We start from the raw sequence: 16,285 nt of genomic DNA on the forward strand, positions 1-16,285 counted from the left end.
GATGAAACTAAAACACCCACTAAAAGCACTTATGTTAAGTGTAGCCGCCCTACTAGCAACACCAACTTATGCTGCTTCAAACCATGGCTATGCCGTTGATTACATTCAAGGTGAAGGTGATGTAAAAGGCTTAAAGCTGGCCTACCAATACCATATCCCCATTGAAAAGTTGCCCTTTCAACACGCCCGTTTGTACTTCGAGTCTAGTTTTAATATTTGGCAGTATGGCAAAGACAACAAACATCAAACTAATATTGTGTTAGCTATGTCTCCGGTGATCCAATACCCTGTATTTAATGTGAAAAACATGCCTGTTTATGTGGAGTTTGGGATTGGCGTTTCACTGTTAGATGACACCCATTTTGCAGGAAAAAACGTTAGTACTCACTATCAATTTGAGGATAGACTGGGTTTAGTTACAGACTTAGGTGACAACTCAACCTTAGCACTTAGATATTTACATTACTCAAATGCGGGCTTCAAAAGCCCTAACCCCGGCCTTGATTTTATTTCACTGTCTTATGCAAGACGATTTTAAGTGCTACTATACTGCGGTGTATATCGGCAGGATTTCAAGATGGAAACTTGGCAAATTATAGCCATTGTTGTTGCCGTATTTGGTGTAGTAATTGGTAACCTTATGTTGCTAAAACATGCAGCAAAAATGGACTTCAAAGTGCCTAAAAGCGATGATAATGAAGATAAAAAAAGCCCTAATGAATAATCAGGGCTTTTCTATTTAAGGTTTTAGCTTAGTTTACACTAACCAATGTGCCATTAAGACAATAACTGGTAATGTCACTAAGGTTCTTAAAATAAAGATAAAGAACAATTCGATAATATTAACCGGAATTTTGCTACCTAAAAGCAGTGCACCTACTTCCGACATATAAATCAATTGCGTCACACTCATTGCAGCAACGATAAAGCGTGTTACATCACTTTCGATACTACCAGCCGCAAGAATCGACGGAATAAACATATCAGCAAAGCCAACCATAATTGTTTGTGCAGCAGCTTCAGCTTCTGGTACTTGTAATAGCTCTAAGAACGGTACAAACGGCTTGCCCATATATTCAAAAACTGGCGTATATTCAGCAATAATCAAGGCAAATGTGCCCACAGCCATAACCACAGGTAATACAGCAAATACCATATCAAATGCGTTATGTAAGCCTTCTTTTACTGTACCAGCAAAGCCCGGCGCAGTGCGTGCTTTAGCAAGCGCCACATCAAGTGAATGAGAAACTAATGTTTTACCTTCAGGCACTGATTCTGCGTCTTTATCAGGCTCAGTTCCATCTACATAAAGGTCTTTTTTAAAGCGTAGCGGTGGTAAACGAGGCACGATTAGCGCTGCGGCTAAACCTGCTAAACACACTGTTAAGTAAAATGGTGCAAAAAGGTGCTCGAGCTTTACTTGACCAATCACAACTAAACAAAAGGTAATTGATACAGCTGAGAAAGTGGTACCAATAATGGCCGCTTCGCGTTGCGTATAATGTTTATCTTCATACTGACGAGCGGTCATCAAAATACCCACACTGCCATCACCTAACCATGATGCTACACAGTTAACCGCACTTCGGCCTGGCACACCAAAAAGTGGGCGCATAACTTTAGTTAATAAGGTACCAACTAGCTCTAACAAGCCGAAGTTTAATAATAACGGTAATAATAATCCCGCTAAAACAAACACAGAAAACAATACTGGCAACAAGTCGTTCAAAACCAGTGCACCGGTATTACCGGAAATAATCATTTCTGGCCCTTGTTTGGTGTAGGTCAAAACGATAAAAACCATACCCAGTAATCGAACACTCAGCCAAAGCCAACTAACATCAAATAAATGTTTAATTATAAAGAACTTAAGTAATGGCTGTGGTTTAAACAACTTTATCACTAAAGATAAAATACCGGTGATACAAACAATGCTGGTAATTAAACCCAGTGCAAATGGGCCAATCCATTCTTGCACTGCTTTTGCCATAACAGCAATCGGAATGGTCATTGCTTCACCTATGGGTACCGGCGTCATAAACAAAAAGACACCTATAAGTGAAGGAACGAAAAAGGTAAACAAGGTTCGCAAGTCACTGCGATTTGCTGTGTTTAAGTTAGACATATTTTCAACCTGTAAAAACCACAAAAAGAGCGGCTAAGCTCTTTTTGTGGTGGTTTTGACTTTTTTAATTATTAAATATTGATACCGCGCTGACGCAGTGCATTTTCTAATGCTTGCTGGAGGTCATTCATTGTACCAGGCTCTAATGTCGAACCTTCAGAGTCCATCCAAGTTAAACTTGTGCCGCCATCATTAGTACGACTAACAAGAATTTGGTATTGGCCATCTTCAATTGGTAGTTCAGCTAACTCTTCGCCCCAAATTGAATCCCATACGCTTGACTCAGGCTTTTTGTAATCAGCCGTGATCAAACCACGCTCTTGGTCAATCTCTACGATAGTGAAAGATAAGCGCTCTAAGAAACCTGAGAAACGATCAAACACCATGTTGTAATCTTGCTCTGTAACCAGTGCCGCATTACCTTTGTTATCAAAGCCCATTTCTAATGAAATAATGCCTTGTTGTTTACGCATATCAACTTCAAGTTGGCGGTAACGATAATCAAACTCTGCAATCACTTGGTTTAATGCACGCACTTCAAGCTGTTGTTGTAGTAATGGTGTTAACGGTACTGAGTCGCTTTTATAATCAGCAAGCTTAGATGTTAACGAAGCTGTACGCTGATGTGACTTTTCTTCAATTGTAAAGATAAAGCGCTGCTGTGATACTTCAGTTTCAGTTTCCCAGAACCAACCTTCTTCAGGTTTAATAATGGCATACCAACCTGTTTCAATTGAATTTGAGGCTTTGTCTTCTTTTAAAGCGGCGGTATTTTTTTCTGCTAGAACGGCTTTGATAGAATCCCAGATAAATACATCTAAATCTTCGATACCATCGTTTTTATCAAAATAGACACGCGCTTCTGTGTCGCCTTCTTCAACCCAAGTACCTTGAGCAATGGTAACTACTTGCGCTGGCGGACGATAGTTTTTAGCTTCAGGATTGTTGTCGTATTGCGCAACATCCATTTTATAAGTTGGATCTTGAGCTGGTTGCGCTAATCCTGCTGGAGCTTTCACCGCTTCGTTAGCACGATAATTGCGTTTGTGGTGCGCTTCATCGGTAAAAACACCGCACCCTGTTAAACTTACCATTACGCTTACAGCAAGCGCCTTTGAGATCCAATACTGCACAGATATTTCTCCTTAGCAAACCCTTAATTTTTTAACAAATATATGAGTGGGTAATGCCGATTTGGTTCACTGTAAAATCACTTTTAACTTTACATTTATTGTTTTTATGCAAAAAACCCGAATAGATTGGGCTAGCGTAACGTATTTGATTGCTTATCGCCTTGCAAAATTTTAACTATGGTACTTTCTGATGCCCCTAAAAACAAGAAAGAGCGCACTTTATTCACGGCTTAATTAATCGCCGCTATCGTTAACGGAGCAAATTATGTTAAACTTCGCCGCCGTGCGGTATTAAACTCACGTGAAATCAAAGCTTATTTAAGCTTATATCCATTGGTATTGTTATTTACTAGGTATTTAAAATTCCATGACTGCTTTTACAAATCATCAGATAGTGCTCACTGCGATTGGCGAAGATAGACCCGGTATCGTTAGCGAATTAACTCAGTTAGTGAGTGATTGCCATTGCAATATAATTGACAGTCGCATTGCTATTTTGGGCAACGAATTTACCTTTATCATGCTATTAGCAGGTGATATGTCGGCAATTAGCCGTATTGAACATACATTGCCAACTAAAGGTATGGAACTTGGTCTTTTAACCATGATGAAACGCACAGCAAGCCATGTTGCATGTGAATTTTGTGCCGGTTACACACTCGAATACACAGGTATTGATACACCAGGAACATTAAGTAAAGTGACACGCTTTTTTGCTGATAACAACATCAGTATTTGTTCACTTAAGTCAGACACTTACGATGAAGATGACGAACTTAAAATGCGCTGCGAACTAGAGTTTAATATTCCTGTTGAAGTCGATATTGATAACTTTAAAGTGAGCTTTGAAGATCTTTCTCGTAGTTTGAACGTAGATTATATTTTCAGACGCATTCGCTAAGGAGCAAAGCATGAAAACAATTAATCCATTACAAGCAGGCGATACAGCCCCTGCTTTTAGCTTACAAAATCAGAATGACGAAACTATCGTGCTAGCTGATCTTTTAAAAGAGCAGCAAGTACTGGTTTATTTCTACCCTAAAGCGTCAACACCAGGTTGTACTGTACAAGCAGAGAACTTACGTGATGAAAAAGCTGAGCTTGCTAAATTAAATACGCGTGTTGTGGGTATCAGCCCAGATCCAATCAAGCGTTTAAAGAATTTTGAAACCAAAAAAGAGCTTAACTTTGATTTGTTAGCTGACGAAGATCACGCAATTGCTGATGCCTTTGGTATCTGGGGCTATAAGAAGTTTATGGGTAAAGAATACGAAGGAATTCATCGTATTAGTTTCCTTGTAGGCCAAGACGGTAAAATCAAACATGTGTTTGATAAGTTTAAAACCAAAGACCATCATCAGGTAGTGTTGGATTATTTAGCGCAGAATTGATAGTTAAGAGTTACGAGAACATAGTAAAAAAGCGTTGCCATAGTGCAACGCTTTTTTGTTTTAACTGGAAATATTAAACCCCGTGTCTACTTTATCGGGGGTCAGATCACAGATCAGACGGCTGACGGCTGACGGCTGACGGCTGACGGCTGACGGCTGACGGCTGACGGCTAAACCCTAGCTAATTCCTAAATACTTATGTACTTGAACCGATAAACGCCAGTTCTTTGCAATACAAGTTTCAATGGCAAGTTTGGTCGCTGAGGTCTTTTGGCTAATTGGTTGCAAGTACACTAAACGCGGATTCACGCCTGTTTTTAAGAATAAATCTTCGAGTTCTTCCACATGCTTTTGCATTGCCACTGGGTGTTTAATTTCATCAGCGCGCTGCATAGCACTGCGTAATACTTTATAGCCACCACGCATATTAATTTTTGGTGATACAGTGACCCATGTCTGCTCTGGGACTAAAATTTCAAATGTACCGCTGGTTTCAATTTGAGTCGAATAGCCATTTGCGTGTAATAATTCACACACTGGATTTAGGTCATACATGCAAGGCTCACCACCTGTGATCACCACATGCTTTGCGTTGTAGCCTCGCTCTATAAATAGCGCTAACACTTGCTCAGCTGTTGCTTCAGCCCAATGATCTGAGTCTGCTTTTTTCTCAACAGTGTCATCAAGTGACACTTTATATACATTATCAACATCCCATGTTTGTTTGGTATCACACCAAGCACAACCCACTGGGCAGCCTTGTAAACGTAAAAAGATTGAAGGTGTACCCGTAAAACTCGCTTCACCTTGAATTGTTTCAAACACTTCGTTAATTTTGTACAAAAGACATCTCACTTACGACGCAACGGTATAAAATACATACCATCAAAAAAACCAAAAACACGCGCAAAAATTGTTATTTAGGCCCGAGCCGTGTAGTATATCGCGCCCTGAAGTAAACCTCTATCAAAAGTAAGAGCAAAACAGATATGACGCAAAAAGTAGTTGTGATTTATTCCGGCGGTATGGATTCGTTTACCGTATTAAATAAAGCCCTGCAACAAGGCCACGAAGTGTATGCCCTGTCGTTCGACTACGGCCAGCGTCATGTTAAAGAGCTTAAAGTAGCTGCTCAAGTATGTGAAAAGTTAGGTGTTTCTCACAAGATTGTTGATATTTCAGCGATCAACCAGTTAATTGGTGGCTCATCACTAACTGATGATATCGAAGTACCAGAAGGTCACTACGAAGAAGAAAGCATGAAGAGCACAATTGTGCCTAACCGCAACATGATTTTACTATCACTTGCTGTGGGCTATGCGGTGTCTTTAAAAGCTAGCAAAGTTTATTACGGTGCCCATTCAGGCGATCATGCAATTTATCCAGACTGTCGCCCTGAGTTCGTACAAAAAATGGATGATGTTTGCCGTATTGCCAATTACGACGCTGTTGAAATTTTCAGCCCGTACTTAAACAATAGCAAAATCGACATTTTGACAGACGGTTTAAAAATGGGTCTTGATTACAGCCAAACATGGACCTGTTACAACGGCCGCGACAAAGCCTGTGGTAAATGTGGTGCTTGCCAAGAGCGCTTAGAAGCCTTTGCATTAAATAAGGTTACAGACCCTCTCGAATACGAATAAAGCATAAAAAAGGCTATCAAAATTTTGATAGCCTTTTTTTATGAATCAGTGTAGTAAAATGCTTAACATCCAAAAACTGTGTTAATTTACTAACTAAATAAACGTTCAAACCAGTTTTTGTCTAAATCAGCTTCACACTTTTTGAGTTGTGCACCATAACGGCTTGCTCGATGTTTAACTTTATTAGCAACGCTCATTAGCCATTTTTTACTTTTATAAGTACCTCGCTTATAGCCGCCCCACCCTTCGTGGTAATTTAGGTACTGCGCGTAGGCGTCCCATTTCGATATACCATTTACTTTATGAGTTTTGTAAACGAACCAAGCCATAAAGTCGATAGCATCGTCAAAATCATCTCTGTCTGCACCGCTGTTACCTGTTTCGCGAATGTAATCCGACCATGTTGGGGTTTTCGCTTGAGAGTAGCCATATGCTGAGCTGGCACGGCCGATTGGAATAACCCACAAGAAATATTCCATTGGCGGCGCTGCATCATGACGAAATGAGCTTTCTTGATACATCATGCTCATTAACACATGTTTTGGCGAACCCCATTTTTCTTGTGCATCACGAGCATCGTAATACCAGTCAGGTTTTTCTTCAAAAATCTTACATATATCATGAGGTTGCTCAGGGGGAGCCGTTGCACAACCAGCCAAAGATGCGGCCAGCGATAAAATAATTATACTTTTTTTCATTTTTTTATGGATCTCGCTGAACTTTTTCTCATCAGGTCAGTCTGAACTTATGAATGCAGCAGTATAGCATTGTTTCATCCCTGAAGAATCTTTGACGCAGCCTCCCTAGGCTGCGTTTTTTTATGCCTTCACAATACTAAGCTTTAGCAAAATAGTCATCTAAAAATGCAGTGAAAGATACACTGTCTGCCGCTTTAACTTCACGCTCTTTAAGTACAGAGTCAGTCGCTTGCTTTGCCAAAAATGCTTGATCATAAAATTGGTAATCAGCATCAAGGTGACTTTGCTTGTACTGCTGTGCAAGTGCTAAAGCGAAATGACCATTATCTTGGTTCTCTTTTGCCAGCGCACTAACATATTTGCCAGAGAACGTTTTACTTGGATTGTTCACCCAAGTTGCAAGCTCAGCTATGGTTTCGCTGTAATAACTCACGCCATATGCATTATCCATGTAACGAGCAACGGCTGCTAACTGAGTAAAAATTGTCCCAGCCCAATCTGTTAGACGCACCATCTCACCCTGCTTGTTGAGCATTAGCTCTTGGTCTCGACCTTCATTGACAACCGCGTCAAGGTTAGTAGTGCTTAATTTTTGCTCTTGCCAATCCATTTCTGGCGAGTCATTCAATAAGCAATAAGTTAAGAATACGTCTAAGAAACGAATTTGCTGTAAATCGATACCCGTTTCACTAAACGGGTTAACATCAAGCGCACGTACTTCGATGTATTCTATGCCGCCGCGGAGTAATGCATCTGTCGGTGTTTCGCCCGATGCTGCATTGCGCTTAGGACGAATTGGCGAGTAAAACTCGTTTTCGATTTGCAGAATATTTTTATTTAACTGCTTTGGCTCCGCGCTCGTGTAATCATCAATATGACCATAGATATCTGATGGCGTATGAATTGCTTCTTTTAAGCCTGCTACATATTCTTCTAGTGAGTTATACATAACACGTAAAGACGATTGCGCACTATTTGTATAGCCAAGGTTACCCAAACGCAGCGCTGTGCCCACTTCTAAATAAAGGGTACCTTTACCTAGCTTTTTGAATGGTAAATCAGTTTCGCGCCCTTGTAAGAATGAACTACATAATGCTGGTGATGCACCAAATAAAAAGCTTATTAACCAAAGCTCACGCTTAAAGTTACGAATAAGCCCTAAATAGCCATTCGAAATAGACTCAGCGAGAGTACCTTGGTTGCCGTTTAAGCTATACAGGCTTTGCCATAAGCTCTCAGGGAAAGAGATATTGAAATGCACACCTGCAATGGCCTGCATCATGCTGCCATAACGGTTCTTTAAGCCTTCACGATAAAGTGTTTTCATGCGGCCAATGTTTGAGTCACCAAACTGTGCGAGTACAATGTCATCTTGATGTTCAATGAAGCATGGCATACTAATCGGCCATAACAGCTCATCGTCCATCTGCGATAAGGTGAACTTTTGCAAGTCTTTTAGCTGCGCGAGTGTTTGCTCTGCAGATGAACTAACCGGAGTGATAAATTCTAAAAGTGATTCTGAAAAATCAGTGGTGACATGATCATTCGTTAAAGCGCTACCCACGCCTTGTGGATGACCTTGCTGTGAGATAACACCACTTGGTTTAATCCTTAATGCTTCTCGCTCGATACCACGTTGAATCCCATTAATTGCGTTAGGAAATTGTGCCGTTAACGCTTCTAGCGTTTTATTTAAATCATGTTTTATCAAAAATGCTTCCTCGAGCCGCGTGGCTGTAATCCTAAGTGTATGGGGGCAAAAAACAATTACTCAAGTCAGAAATATCAGTTTCATTATTTACCCATACACTTGAAGCTCAATCTTGCCATTGTGAGTCACAATATACAATTGCTTTGGTGGCACTTCATTGTTGCTAAAACGGTTAAAAATACAATTTAGGCTTTTTCCTTGAGGATATTAGACCTTTTAACTAATATAAAAGTCTGAGGCTAAACATAATAATTTAGGTAAGATATTGTTTTAGATCAAAGGGAAGGTGAAATTATTAAAAGTTTCACAGTTAACCATATGCTCCCCCTTCCCTTACATTTTTCTGAGACTATAATCCGCACACCATAAAAAAGTATATTTCGAGGACTCATATGCGTCGTGGGCAAGAAATCGTCAATCAAGAAGTGACATACTCAGATAATCAAGAGCTTGTCTCTACCACAGATTTACGCGGTGTAATCACATACGTAAATAAGGAATTTTGTACTATAGCAGGTTACACCGAAGAAGAGCTTCTCGGAAAAAATCATAATATTGTACGCCACCCTGATATGCCTAAAGCGGCATTTAAAGAGATGTGGGAAAAACTTAAAGAGGGCCACTCTTGGCGTGGCATGGTAAAAAATCGCTGTAAAGATGGTCGCTACTATTGGGTCGATGCGTTCGTTACACCAATATATGAGCATGGTCAGCTAGTTGGCTATCAGTCAGTACGTACTAAACCGTCGGAACAATTAAAAACCCGTGCGATGGCTCTGTACACTAAAATTAATGACGGTAAATCAATCGCATCATTACGTGAGAATATTTCACTTAGACAAATAGTGTCTGCGATTTTATTGCTTGCAGGTATTGTTGGGTTAGCAATGACCGCCTCATGGATGGTTGCTTTAGCCGCATGTGTCCTTGTAGCACTACTTTTTGCTTTAAATTATGACGAATTGGTTGTTACGCCAAGCCATTTGAAGCAGCAACGTGCAGAGTTTGATTCAGTATCACGTTATGTATATTCAGGCTCTCACCCATTTAGTATTGCTGCCTATAATCAGCAAATGCTGTTCGCTAAGCTTAGAACTGTGTTGGGTCGTGTTAAAGACTCTACTTACTCATTCAAAGACATTGCTACCAACTTAGATAAACAATCGTCACTAACCGAGCAAGGTATTGCTGCACAAGGTCAACGTTTAAGTGATATTGCTACGGCAATGACACAAATGAGTGCAACTATTGGCGAGATTTCAGCAAATACTCATCACACTGCTGATAAGGTTAAAACCACTTACCAAAGCTGTAACGATATCAAACTGCATATTGAAGATAATAGCAGCATGGTGTCTGATCTAGCTAACCAAGTAGAGCAAGCAGCCACTACCGCTAATTCTCTTGCTAGTGAAGCCGACAAAATAGGCCAAGTAATGAGTGAAATTGAAGGCATTGCTGAACAAACAAACTTATTAGCGCTGAATGCAGCAATTGAAGCAGCACGTGCAGGTGAGCATGGCCGTGGTTTTGCGGTTGTAGCAGATGAAGTACGCGCGCTTTCTTCACGTACTCAAAATGCGACAGCACAAATTCATAGCTCAATTAAAGAGATCCAAGATACGTTATTTAGCTGGTCTAAAGTGATGCAATCAACTAAAGCGCAAGCAGATAGTTGTGTTGATACGACTGCTCACACTCAAACTGAGCTTGCGAGCATCTTCGCACAAATTGATGAAATATCAGGCCTTGCGACTGAGATATCGACGGCTGCTGAGGAACAACAAGTTGTTAGCACCGATATACGCGAAAATGTAGAAAGCATTAAAGGACACAGCGAAGAGAACTTAAAGCTTAGCTACAACGTGGCTAAAGATGCAGCGGGGCTTGTAGAAGGCTCACGCAAAGTTAACGATATGCTGTTAACTTTTAAAGTTTAAACTTAACTGATACAAAAAAGCCGCATCATAATTGATGCGGCTTTTGTTTTTAGGGCTAATTAACGACTCGAGAAAACAAGTCCATTCTCATCAGCATCAATATGGATGATGGCACCTGGTTGGTAATCGCCACCGAGCAGGCGCTGTGCTAATGGGTTTTCAATGGTATGTTGAATAGCACGTTTTAAAGGCCTTGCCCCATACACAGGATCAAAACCACTTTCTGCTATGCGGTCTAAAGCTGCATCCGTAACTTCAAGAATGTAGCCTTTTTCAGTTAATCGCTCACGTAGCTTACTTAACTGAATGTCAGCAATTTCCTTAATGTGCTCATTAGCAAGTGGATGGAATACCACAGTTTCGTCGATTCGGTTAATAAACTCAGGACGGAACTGACTGACTAATACGCCCATCACTTTTTCTTTTAATCCAGCATAGTCATTTGAACCTGCTTGCTCTTGGATAATATCTGAACCCAAGTTAGAGGTCATGATGATCACCGTATTTTTAAAATCAACGGTACGGCCCTGACCATCCGTTAAGCGGCCATCATCTAGAACTTGCAGTAAGATGTTAAATACATCAGGGTGCGCTTTTTCGACTTCATCCAATAAAATGACGGAATACGGACGACGGCGTACCGCTTCAGTTAAATAGCCACCCTCTTCATAGCCAACATAACCTGGAGGTGCACCAACTAAACGTGCCACCGAATGTTTCTCCATAAACTCCGACATATCAATGCGTACCATGGCATCTTCAGTGTCAAACATGAAGCTGGCGAGTGCTTTAGTCAGCTCAGTTTTACCCACCCCTGTCGGGCCTAAGAATAAGAATGAGCCGATTGGGCGATTTGGATCAGCAAGTCCTGCGCGAGAACGACGTATTGCATTCGCAACAGCTACAACGGCTTCATCTTGACCAATCACTTTGTGGTGTAATTGATCTTCCATTTGCAGTAGCTTTTCACGTTCACCTTGCAGCATTTTCGATACCGGAATACCTGTCCAACGCGATAAAATCTCTGCGATTTCGTCTTCACCCACTTGGTTTTTAAGCAAACTCATTTCTTGCATTTCTGCTTGTGAAGCAAGGTCTAGTTTGCGCTCAAGCTCAGGAATTCGGCCATACTGCAGCTCAGACATACGCTGTAAATCGCTGGCACGGCGTGCCACGTCTAAATCAAGACGTGCCTGCTCAAGCTCAGCTTTGATAACTTGCGTACCTTGCAGTGAAGCCTTCTCAGCATTCCACACTTCATCTAGTTCGCGGTATTGCACTTCAAGTTCAGTGATCAGCTCTTGCATTTCGGTGCGGCGCTTTTGACTCGCTTCGTCTTTTTCTTTCGCCAGCGCATTGTCTTCCAGTTTTAACTGAATAATACGACGCTCTAGTTTATCTAAAGACTCTGGCTTTGAGTCAATTTGCAAACGAATTGAAGAACCTGCTTCGTCAATTAAATCAATCGCCTTATCTGGTAATTGGCGATCGCTGATGTAACGGTGCGACAACTGCGCCGCAGCAACAATGGCCGGATCGGTAATATCAACTGAGTGATGCAGCTCATAACGCTCTTTTAAACCACGTAAAATCGCAATGGTGTCTTCAACCGATGGTTCATCTACAAACACCTTTTGGAAACGACGTTCAAGTGCCGCATCTTTTTCGATGTATTGACGGTACTCATCTAGGGTTGTAGCACCCACGCAATGTAACTCACCACGGGCAAGTGCAGGCTTTAACATATTGCCCGCATCCATTGCACCATCTGATTTACCTGCGCCTACCATAGTATGGATTTCATCAATAAAAAGGATGACTTGGCCTTCTTCTTTGGCAAGTTCATTCAATACCGATTTTAAACGCTCTTCAAATTCACCACGGTATTTAGCGCCAGCAACCAAAGCACCTAAATCGAGCGATAATACTCGCTTGTTTTTTAAGCCTTCAGGTACTTCACCATTGATAATACGTTGTGCAAGGCCCTCAGCAATCGCTGTTTTACCTACACCCGGCTCACCAATTAACACCGGATTATTTTTAGTTCGGCGTTGTAACACTTGGATAGTACGACGAATTTCGTCATCACGACCAATAACAGGATCAAGCTTGCCTTGCTCTGCACGCTCTGTTAAATCGATAGTGAATTTTTTTAATGCCTGACGAGTTTCTTCAGCATTTGGGTCTTCTACTTTTTGGCCACCACGAATAGCTTCAATTGCAGATTCGATCTTGCTAGAAGTAATATTCAACGCTTTAAAAATGTCGCCTAATGGGCCTTTATCATCACACGCTGCAAGGACAAATAACTCACTCGAAATGAATTTGTCTTTTCGCTTTTGAGCATATTTATCACATAAGTTAATTAACGAAATCAGGTTATTTGACAGCTGAACATCGCCACCAATACCTTCAACTTTAAACAGTTTTTCGATTTCTTGGGATAACTTGGTGTTTAACTCATCAGCACTGACACCTGCTTGTGCAAGTAGCGCACGCACGCTTGAACCGTTTTGCTGAAGCAATGAATACATCAAATGCACAGGCTCAATAAATTGATGATCGCGCCCAAGTGCTAATGACTGCGCATCTGAAAGCGCAGATTGAAATTTACTTGTAAATCTATCTAAACGCATAAAGGTTTACCTATTAAAAAATCTAATTGCTTAATTAATGGGTATGCTTAGTGATTTGTTCAAGTAAAAGAAGAAAATTTAATCGCAAAAAAGGCGTATTAATTGCGCCAGATCAAGCTAGCCATACGACCTGTTTGTCCGTCGCGGCGATAAGAGAAAAACTGTGTTTTGTCAGTGGCGGTGCAATGCTCACCACCATAAATATTAACCACGCCTAATTGTGCTAATTGCTGACGTGCTATTAAGTAGATGTCAGCCATGTATTTTTCGTGCTTGGCTGTAAAGGCTTGTTGATGCACTGGGTTTTGCGAGCAAAAGCACTCTTTTACTTCTTGCCCAACTTCAAATTGCAAAGGCCCAATAGCTGGGCCTAACCAAGCAATAATATCACTTGCTGGCGCTTGAAAGTGAGAAACCGTGCTTGCCAATATACCTTGCGCTAAACCGCGCCAGCCACCATGAACTGCAGCGACTTCATCGCCTGAACTCGAGCAAAGTAACACAGGTAAACAGTCTGCAGTCATTATCGCAAGTGGCTGCTTTACTAGACGGGTGTAAAGTGCATCTGCAGAGCGTACTTCGCTTAAATCAGACAGTTCATCAACCTCGACTACATCGCTGCTATGTGTTTGGTTTAACCACACAGCTGGGTTTGGCAGCTGATTTGTAAGTAAGGCGCGATTTGCAAGCACAGCTTGCTCATCATCACCAACATGTAAACCCACATTGAAACTATCAAAGGGTGCAACCGAAACCCCGCCCTGTCGGGTGGTACTTAGTGCACTAACAGTTTTTGGGGCAGTCCATGCTGGTGTGATCATAACGCTTAAAGCTCAATATTTGGGTTTGCTTTAGTATCAGCGCGTAATGCTTCTGTCATTGCTGCCATATCATCTGGAATTGGCGCTTGCCAGGTCATTAGCTCACCTGTGATTGGGTGCGCAATTGATAGCTTAACAGCATGTAACGCTTGGCGTTTGAAGTCGCGTAGTATTTGGAACAGTTCAGGTGTCGCGCCTTTTGGCGGACGCGGACGACCACCATACAGTTGATCGCCAACTAATGGATGGTTTAAATAAGCCATGTGTACACGAATTTGGTGAGTACGACCTGTTTCTAGGCGTAAACGTAAGCGTGTATGTGCTCTGAATTTTTCTGCAACACGGTAATGCGTAACCGCTGGTTTGCCCATTTCATGCACGGCCATGTGAGTACGTTTTGTTGCATGACGACCAATTGGTTTTTCAACCATGCCACCCGCAGTCATGGTGCCATTACAAATTGCTTCGTATTCACGAGTGAAGTTTTCACGTTTTTGTAATGCAGAGACTAAATGTGTTTGTGCCGGAATAGTTTTCGCCACCACCATTAAACCTGTGGTGTCTTTATCTAGACGATGCACAATACCCGCACGAGGCACATTAATGATATCAGGATAATGGTGTAGCAAAGCATTTAGTACTGTGCCATCTGGATTACCCGCACCTGGATGTACAACTAATCCCATAGGTTTATTGATCACCAAAATATCATCGTCTTCATAAACGATGTTTAATTTGATATTTTGTGCCTCGTATTCACGAGGGGCTTCGATGGTTGTTTCTACACTCACCGTTTCGCCACCGAGTAGTTTTTCGCGCGGTGTGTTTAATATTTCGCCGTTTACAGTGATTTTATCATCCAAAATCCACGTTTTTATACGTGAACGAGAATAATCAGGGAACAATTGCGCTAATACTTGGTCTAGACGTTTACCGCCAAGGTCAATTGGAACCTCGGCTTGGAGAGAAATTTGCTCTGACATTAGTAACTTTACCCAATTTACCAGTGCAAGCTGTGCTCGACTGGGTTAGAATCGCTTTAATATAATACGTATAGTTTACTCGGTTTTCCTCACTTGGCCTAGCCGAAGACATCGAAGGTAAGAAATAAAATGATAAATAAAATAGGGAAACGTGCGTTCGCCATAGTTTTTTCAGTATCTGTACTTGGCTTAGGTGCCTGTTCATCAGCACCAGATCAAGAAGATATCCAACGCGTTCCTAATAAATCTGCGCAAGCTTTATACGAAGATGCAAAACAAACATTAGATTCTGGCTTATATGCTCGTGCAATTGAGCTATTAAGCGCTATTGATTCTCGCTACCCTTTTGGTCCTCTATCAAAACAAGTACAAATGGACTTAGTGTTTGCGCATTATCAAGCAGGTAATACTGAACAAGCACTTGCAACTATCGACCGTTTCATTCGTTTAAACCCAAACCACAAAGATTTAGACTACATGTATTACATGCGTGGCTTGGTAAATATCAAAGCGGATGAAAACGCATTCCAAGAATATTTTGGTGTAGACCGTGCCGACAGAGACGCAAACCGTACTCGTGTCGCTTTTACTGATTTATCAACGTTATTAAAACGTTTTCCTAACAGTGCGTATGCACCAGAAGCGAAAAAGCGTTTAGTATGGTTACTGAACAAAATGGCACGCTACGAGTTAAAAGTTGCTGAATACTACTATGAGCGTGAGGCATACCTTGCTGCAGCAAACCGTGGTAAATATGTGGTTGAGCACTACTCACAAAGCAGCTATCTTGATCAAGCACTAGAGATCATGGAAAAAAGCTACAACAAACTTGGCTTACCTGAGCTAAGTGAACACGCTAAAGCAACGCGAGAAGCTAACAAGCGTTAAAATAGACCAAAAGCAAAAAAGGCGCCTTAGGCGCCTTTTTTAATGTTTGCGATCGAATATACCCAAACCACCTCAAGGTGCGAGTTTCAGTTGGAATTAAAAGCGATTTAGGCAAGGCATTGATTGCAAGTAATAGTGGTTCTATTGTTAAAATCAATAACGCAGTATAAATCGCTTTTAAACCAACCCTCTGGGCGTTTCACAGGCACTTACTCTCATCGTTGTTACTTCTTAAAAGGGACCACCATTCTTGCAAAGTAACGCCTTGATATTAAGCACCTGTGAAACGCTGAATTCTGCATCTTGAGGTGGC

Annotated in this window: 15 protein-coding genes; 7 read left to right on the plus strand and 8 right to left on the minus strand. The window is 41.3% G+C overall.

Features of this window, described 5'->3' with window-relative positions; genetic code table 11:
* Position 1: 1 nt before the first annotated feature.
* Both KQP93_RS11690 and KQP93_RS11695 read left to right on the plus strand, forming a co-directional pair.
* Positions 2–538, plus strand: coding sequence for an acyloxyacyl hydrolase (locus KQP93_RS11690; protein ID WP_217874541.1), 537 nt, complete (start codon positions 2–4; stop codon positions 536–538).
* Between the two features lie 39 nt (positions 539–577).
* Positions 578–724 (plus strand): DUF2897 family protein, encoded by a 147-nt coding sequence (locus KQP93_RS11695; protein ID WP_217874543.1) that lies wholly within the window; start codon positions 578–580, stop codon positions 722–724.
* Between the two features lie 33 nt (positions 725–757).
* Here KQP93_RS11695 and KQP93_RS11700 read toward each other — a convergent pair whose 3' ends face one another.
* Positions 758–2,125, minus strand: coding sequence for a YjiH family protein (locus tag KQP93_RS11700; RefSeq protein ID WP_217874545.1), 1,368 nt, complete (start codon positions 2,123–2,125; stop codon positions 758–760).
* A gap of 71 nt (positions 2,126–2,196) precedes the next feature.
* The gene (gene bamC, locus KQP93_RS11705; protein WP_217874546.1) at positions 2,197–3,258 is read right to left on the minus strand and encodes an outer membrane protein assembly factor BamC; all 1,062 of its coding nucleotides are present in this window, start codon (positions 3,256–3,258) and stop codon (positions 2,197–2,199) included.
* 367 nt (positions 3,259–3,625) lie between these two features.
* Between bamC and KQP93_RS11710 the strand changes: the two genes are divergently transcribed.
* Together KQP93_RS11710 and bcp are read left to right on the plus strand one after the other, a co-directional pair.
* Positions 3,626–4,159, plus strand: coding sequence for a glycine cleavage system protein R (locus KQP93_RS11710; RefSeq protein ID WP_054553746.1), 534 nt, complete (start codon positions 3,626–3,628; stop codon positions 4,157–4,159).
* Between the two features lie 10 nt (positions 4,160–4,169).
* The gene (gene bcp / locus KQP93_RS11715; RefSeq protein WP_055199277.1) at positions 4,170–4,649 is read left to right on the plus strand and encodes a thioredoxin-dependent thiol peroxidase; all 480 of its coding nucleotides are present in this window, start codon (positions 4,170–4,172) and stop codon (positions 4,647–4,649) included.
* A 177-nt stretch (positions 4,650–4,826) separates the two neighbouring features.
* Here bcp and queE read toward each other — a convergent pair whose 3' ends face one another.
* Positions 4,827–5,492, minus strand: a complete 666-nt coding sequence (gene queE / locus KQP93_RS11720; RefSeq protein WP_054564069.1) for a 7-carboxy-7-deazaguanine synthase QueE — start codon at positions 5,490–5,492, stop codon at positions 4,827–4,829.
* 146 nt (positions 5,493–5,638) lie between these two features.
* On the opposite strand from queE, the gene queC reads away from it, so the two are divergent.
* Positions 5,639–6,295, plus strand: a complete 657-nt coding sequence (gene queC / locus KQP93_RS11725) for a 7-cyano-7-deazaguanine synthase QueC (RefSeq protein WP_217874547.1) — start codon at positions 5,639–5,641, stop codon at positions 6,293–6,295.
* A gap of 89 nt (positions 6,296–6,384) precedes the next feature.
* Here the strand turns inward: queC and KQP93_RS11730 are convergent, their stop codons facing one another.
* On the minus strand, positions 6,385–6,993 hold the full coding sequence (locus tag KQP93_RS11730; RefSeq protein ID WP_054551741.1) for a transglycosylase SLT domain-containing protein: 609 nt from the start codon (positions 6,991–6,993) through the stop codon (positions 6,385–6,387).
* Positions 6,994–7,129: 136 nt separating this feature from the next.
* Positions 7,130–8,704, minus strand: a complete 1,575-nt coding sequence (gshA, locus tag KQP93_RS11735; protein ID WP_217874549.1) for a glutamate--cysteine ligase — start codon at positions 8,702–8,704, stop codon at positions 7,130–7,132.
* Positions 8,705–9,096: 392 nt separating this feature from the next.
* Here gshA and KQP93_RS11740 point away from each other — a divergent pair, with 392 nt between their 5' ends.
* Complete coding sequence (locus KQP93_RS11740; protein ID WP_217874550.1) at positions 9,097–10,644, plus strand: methyl-accepting chemotaxis protein; 1,548 nt, start codon at positions 9,097–9,099, stop codon at positions 10,642–10,644.
* A 59-nt stretch (positions 10,645–10,703) separates the two neighbouring features.
* Here KQP93_RS11740 and clpB read toward each other — a convergent pair whose 3' ends face one another.
* From clpB to rluD, 3 genes are all read right to left on the minus strand, one after another.
* The gene (clpB, locus tag KQP93_RS11745) at positions 10,704–13,280 is read right to left on the minus strand and encodes an ATP-dependent chaperone ClpB (RefSeq protein ID WP_217874552.1); all 2,577 of its coding nucleotides are present in this window, start codon (positions 13,278–13,280) and stop codon (positions 10,704–10,706) included.
* Between the two features lie 98 nt (positions 13,281–13,378).
* Complete coding sequence (gene pgeF, locus KQP93_RS11750; RefSeq protein ID WP_217874554.1) at positions 13,379–14,101, minus strand: peptidoglycan editing factor PgeF; 723 nt, start codon at positions 14,099–14,101, stop codon at positions 13,379–13,381.
* A gap of 5 nt (positions 14,102–14,106) precedes the next feature.
* A complete protein-coding gene (gene rluD, locus KQP93_RS11755; protein ID WP_217874555.1) occupies positions 14,107–15,084 on the minus strand; it encodes a 23S rRNA pseudouridine(1911/1915/1917) synthase RluD in 978 nt (325 codons plus the stop codon).
* Positions 15,085–15,213: 129 nt separating this feature from the next.
* Between rluD and KQP93_RS11760 the strand changes: the two genes are divergently transcribed.
* Positions 15,214–15,972: an outer membrane protein assembly factor BamD gene (locus tag KQP93_RS11760; protein ID WP_054561898.1), complete on the plus strand. Its 759-nt coding sequence runs from the start codon at positions 15,214–15,216 to the stop codon at positions 15,970–15,972.
* Positions 15,973–16,285: the final 313 nt, after the last annotated feature.

This window comes from Pseudoalteromonas shioyasakiensis, from assembly GCF_019134595.1.
GTDB classification, from domain to species: Bacteria; Pseudomonadota; Gammaproteobacteria; order Enterobacterales; family Alteromonadaceae; genus Pseudoalteromonas; species Pseudoalteromonas shioyasakiensis_A.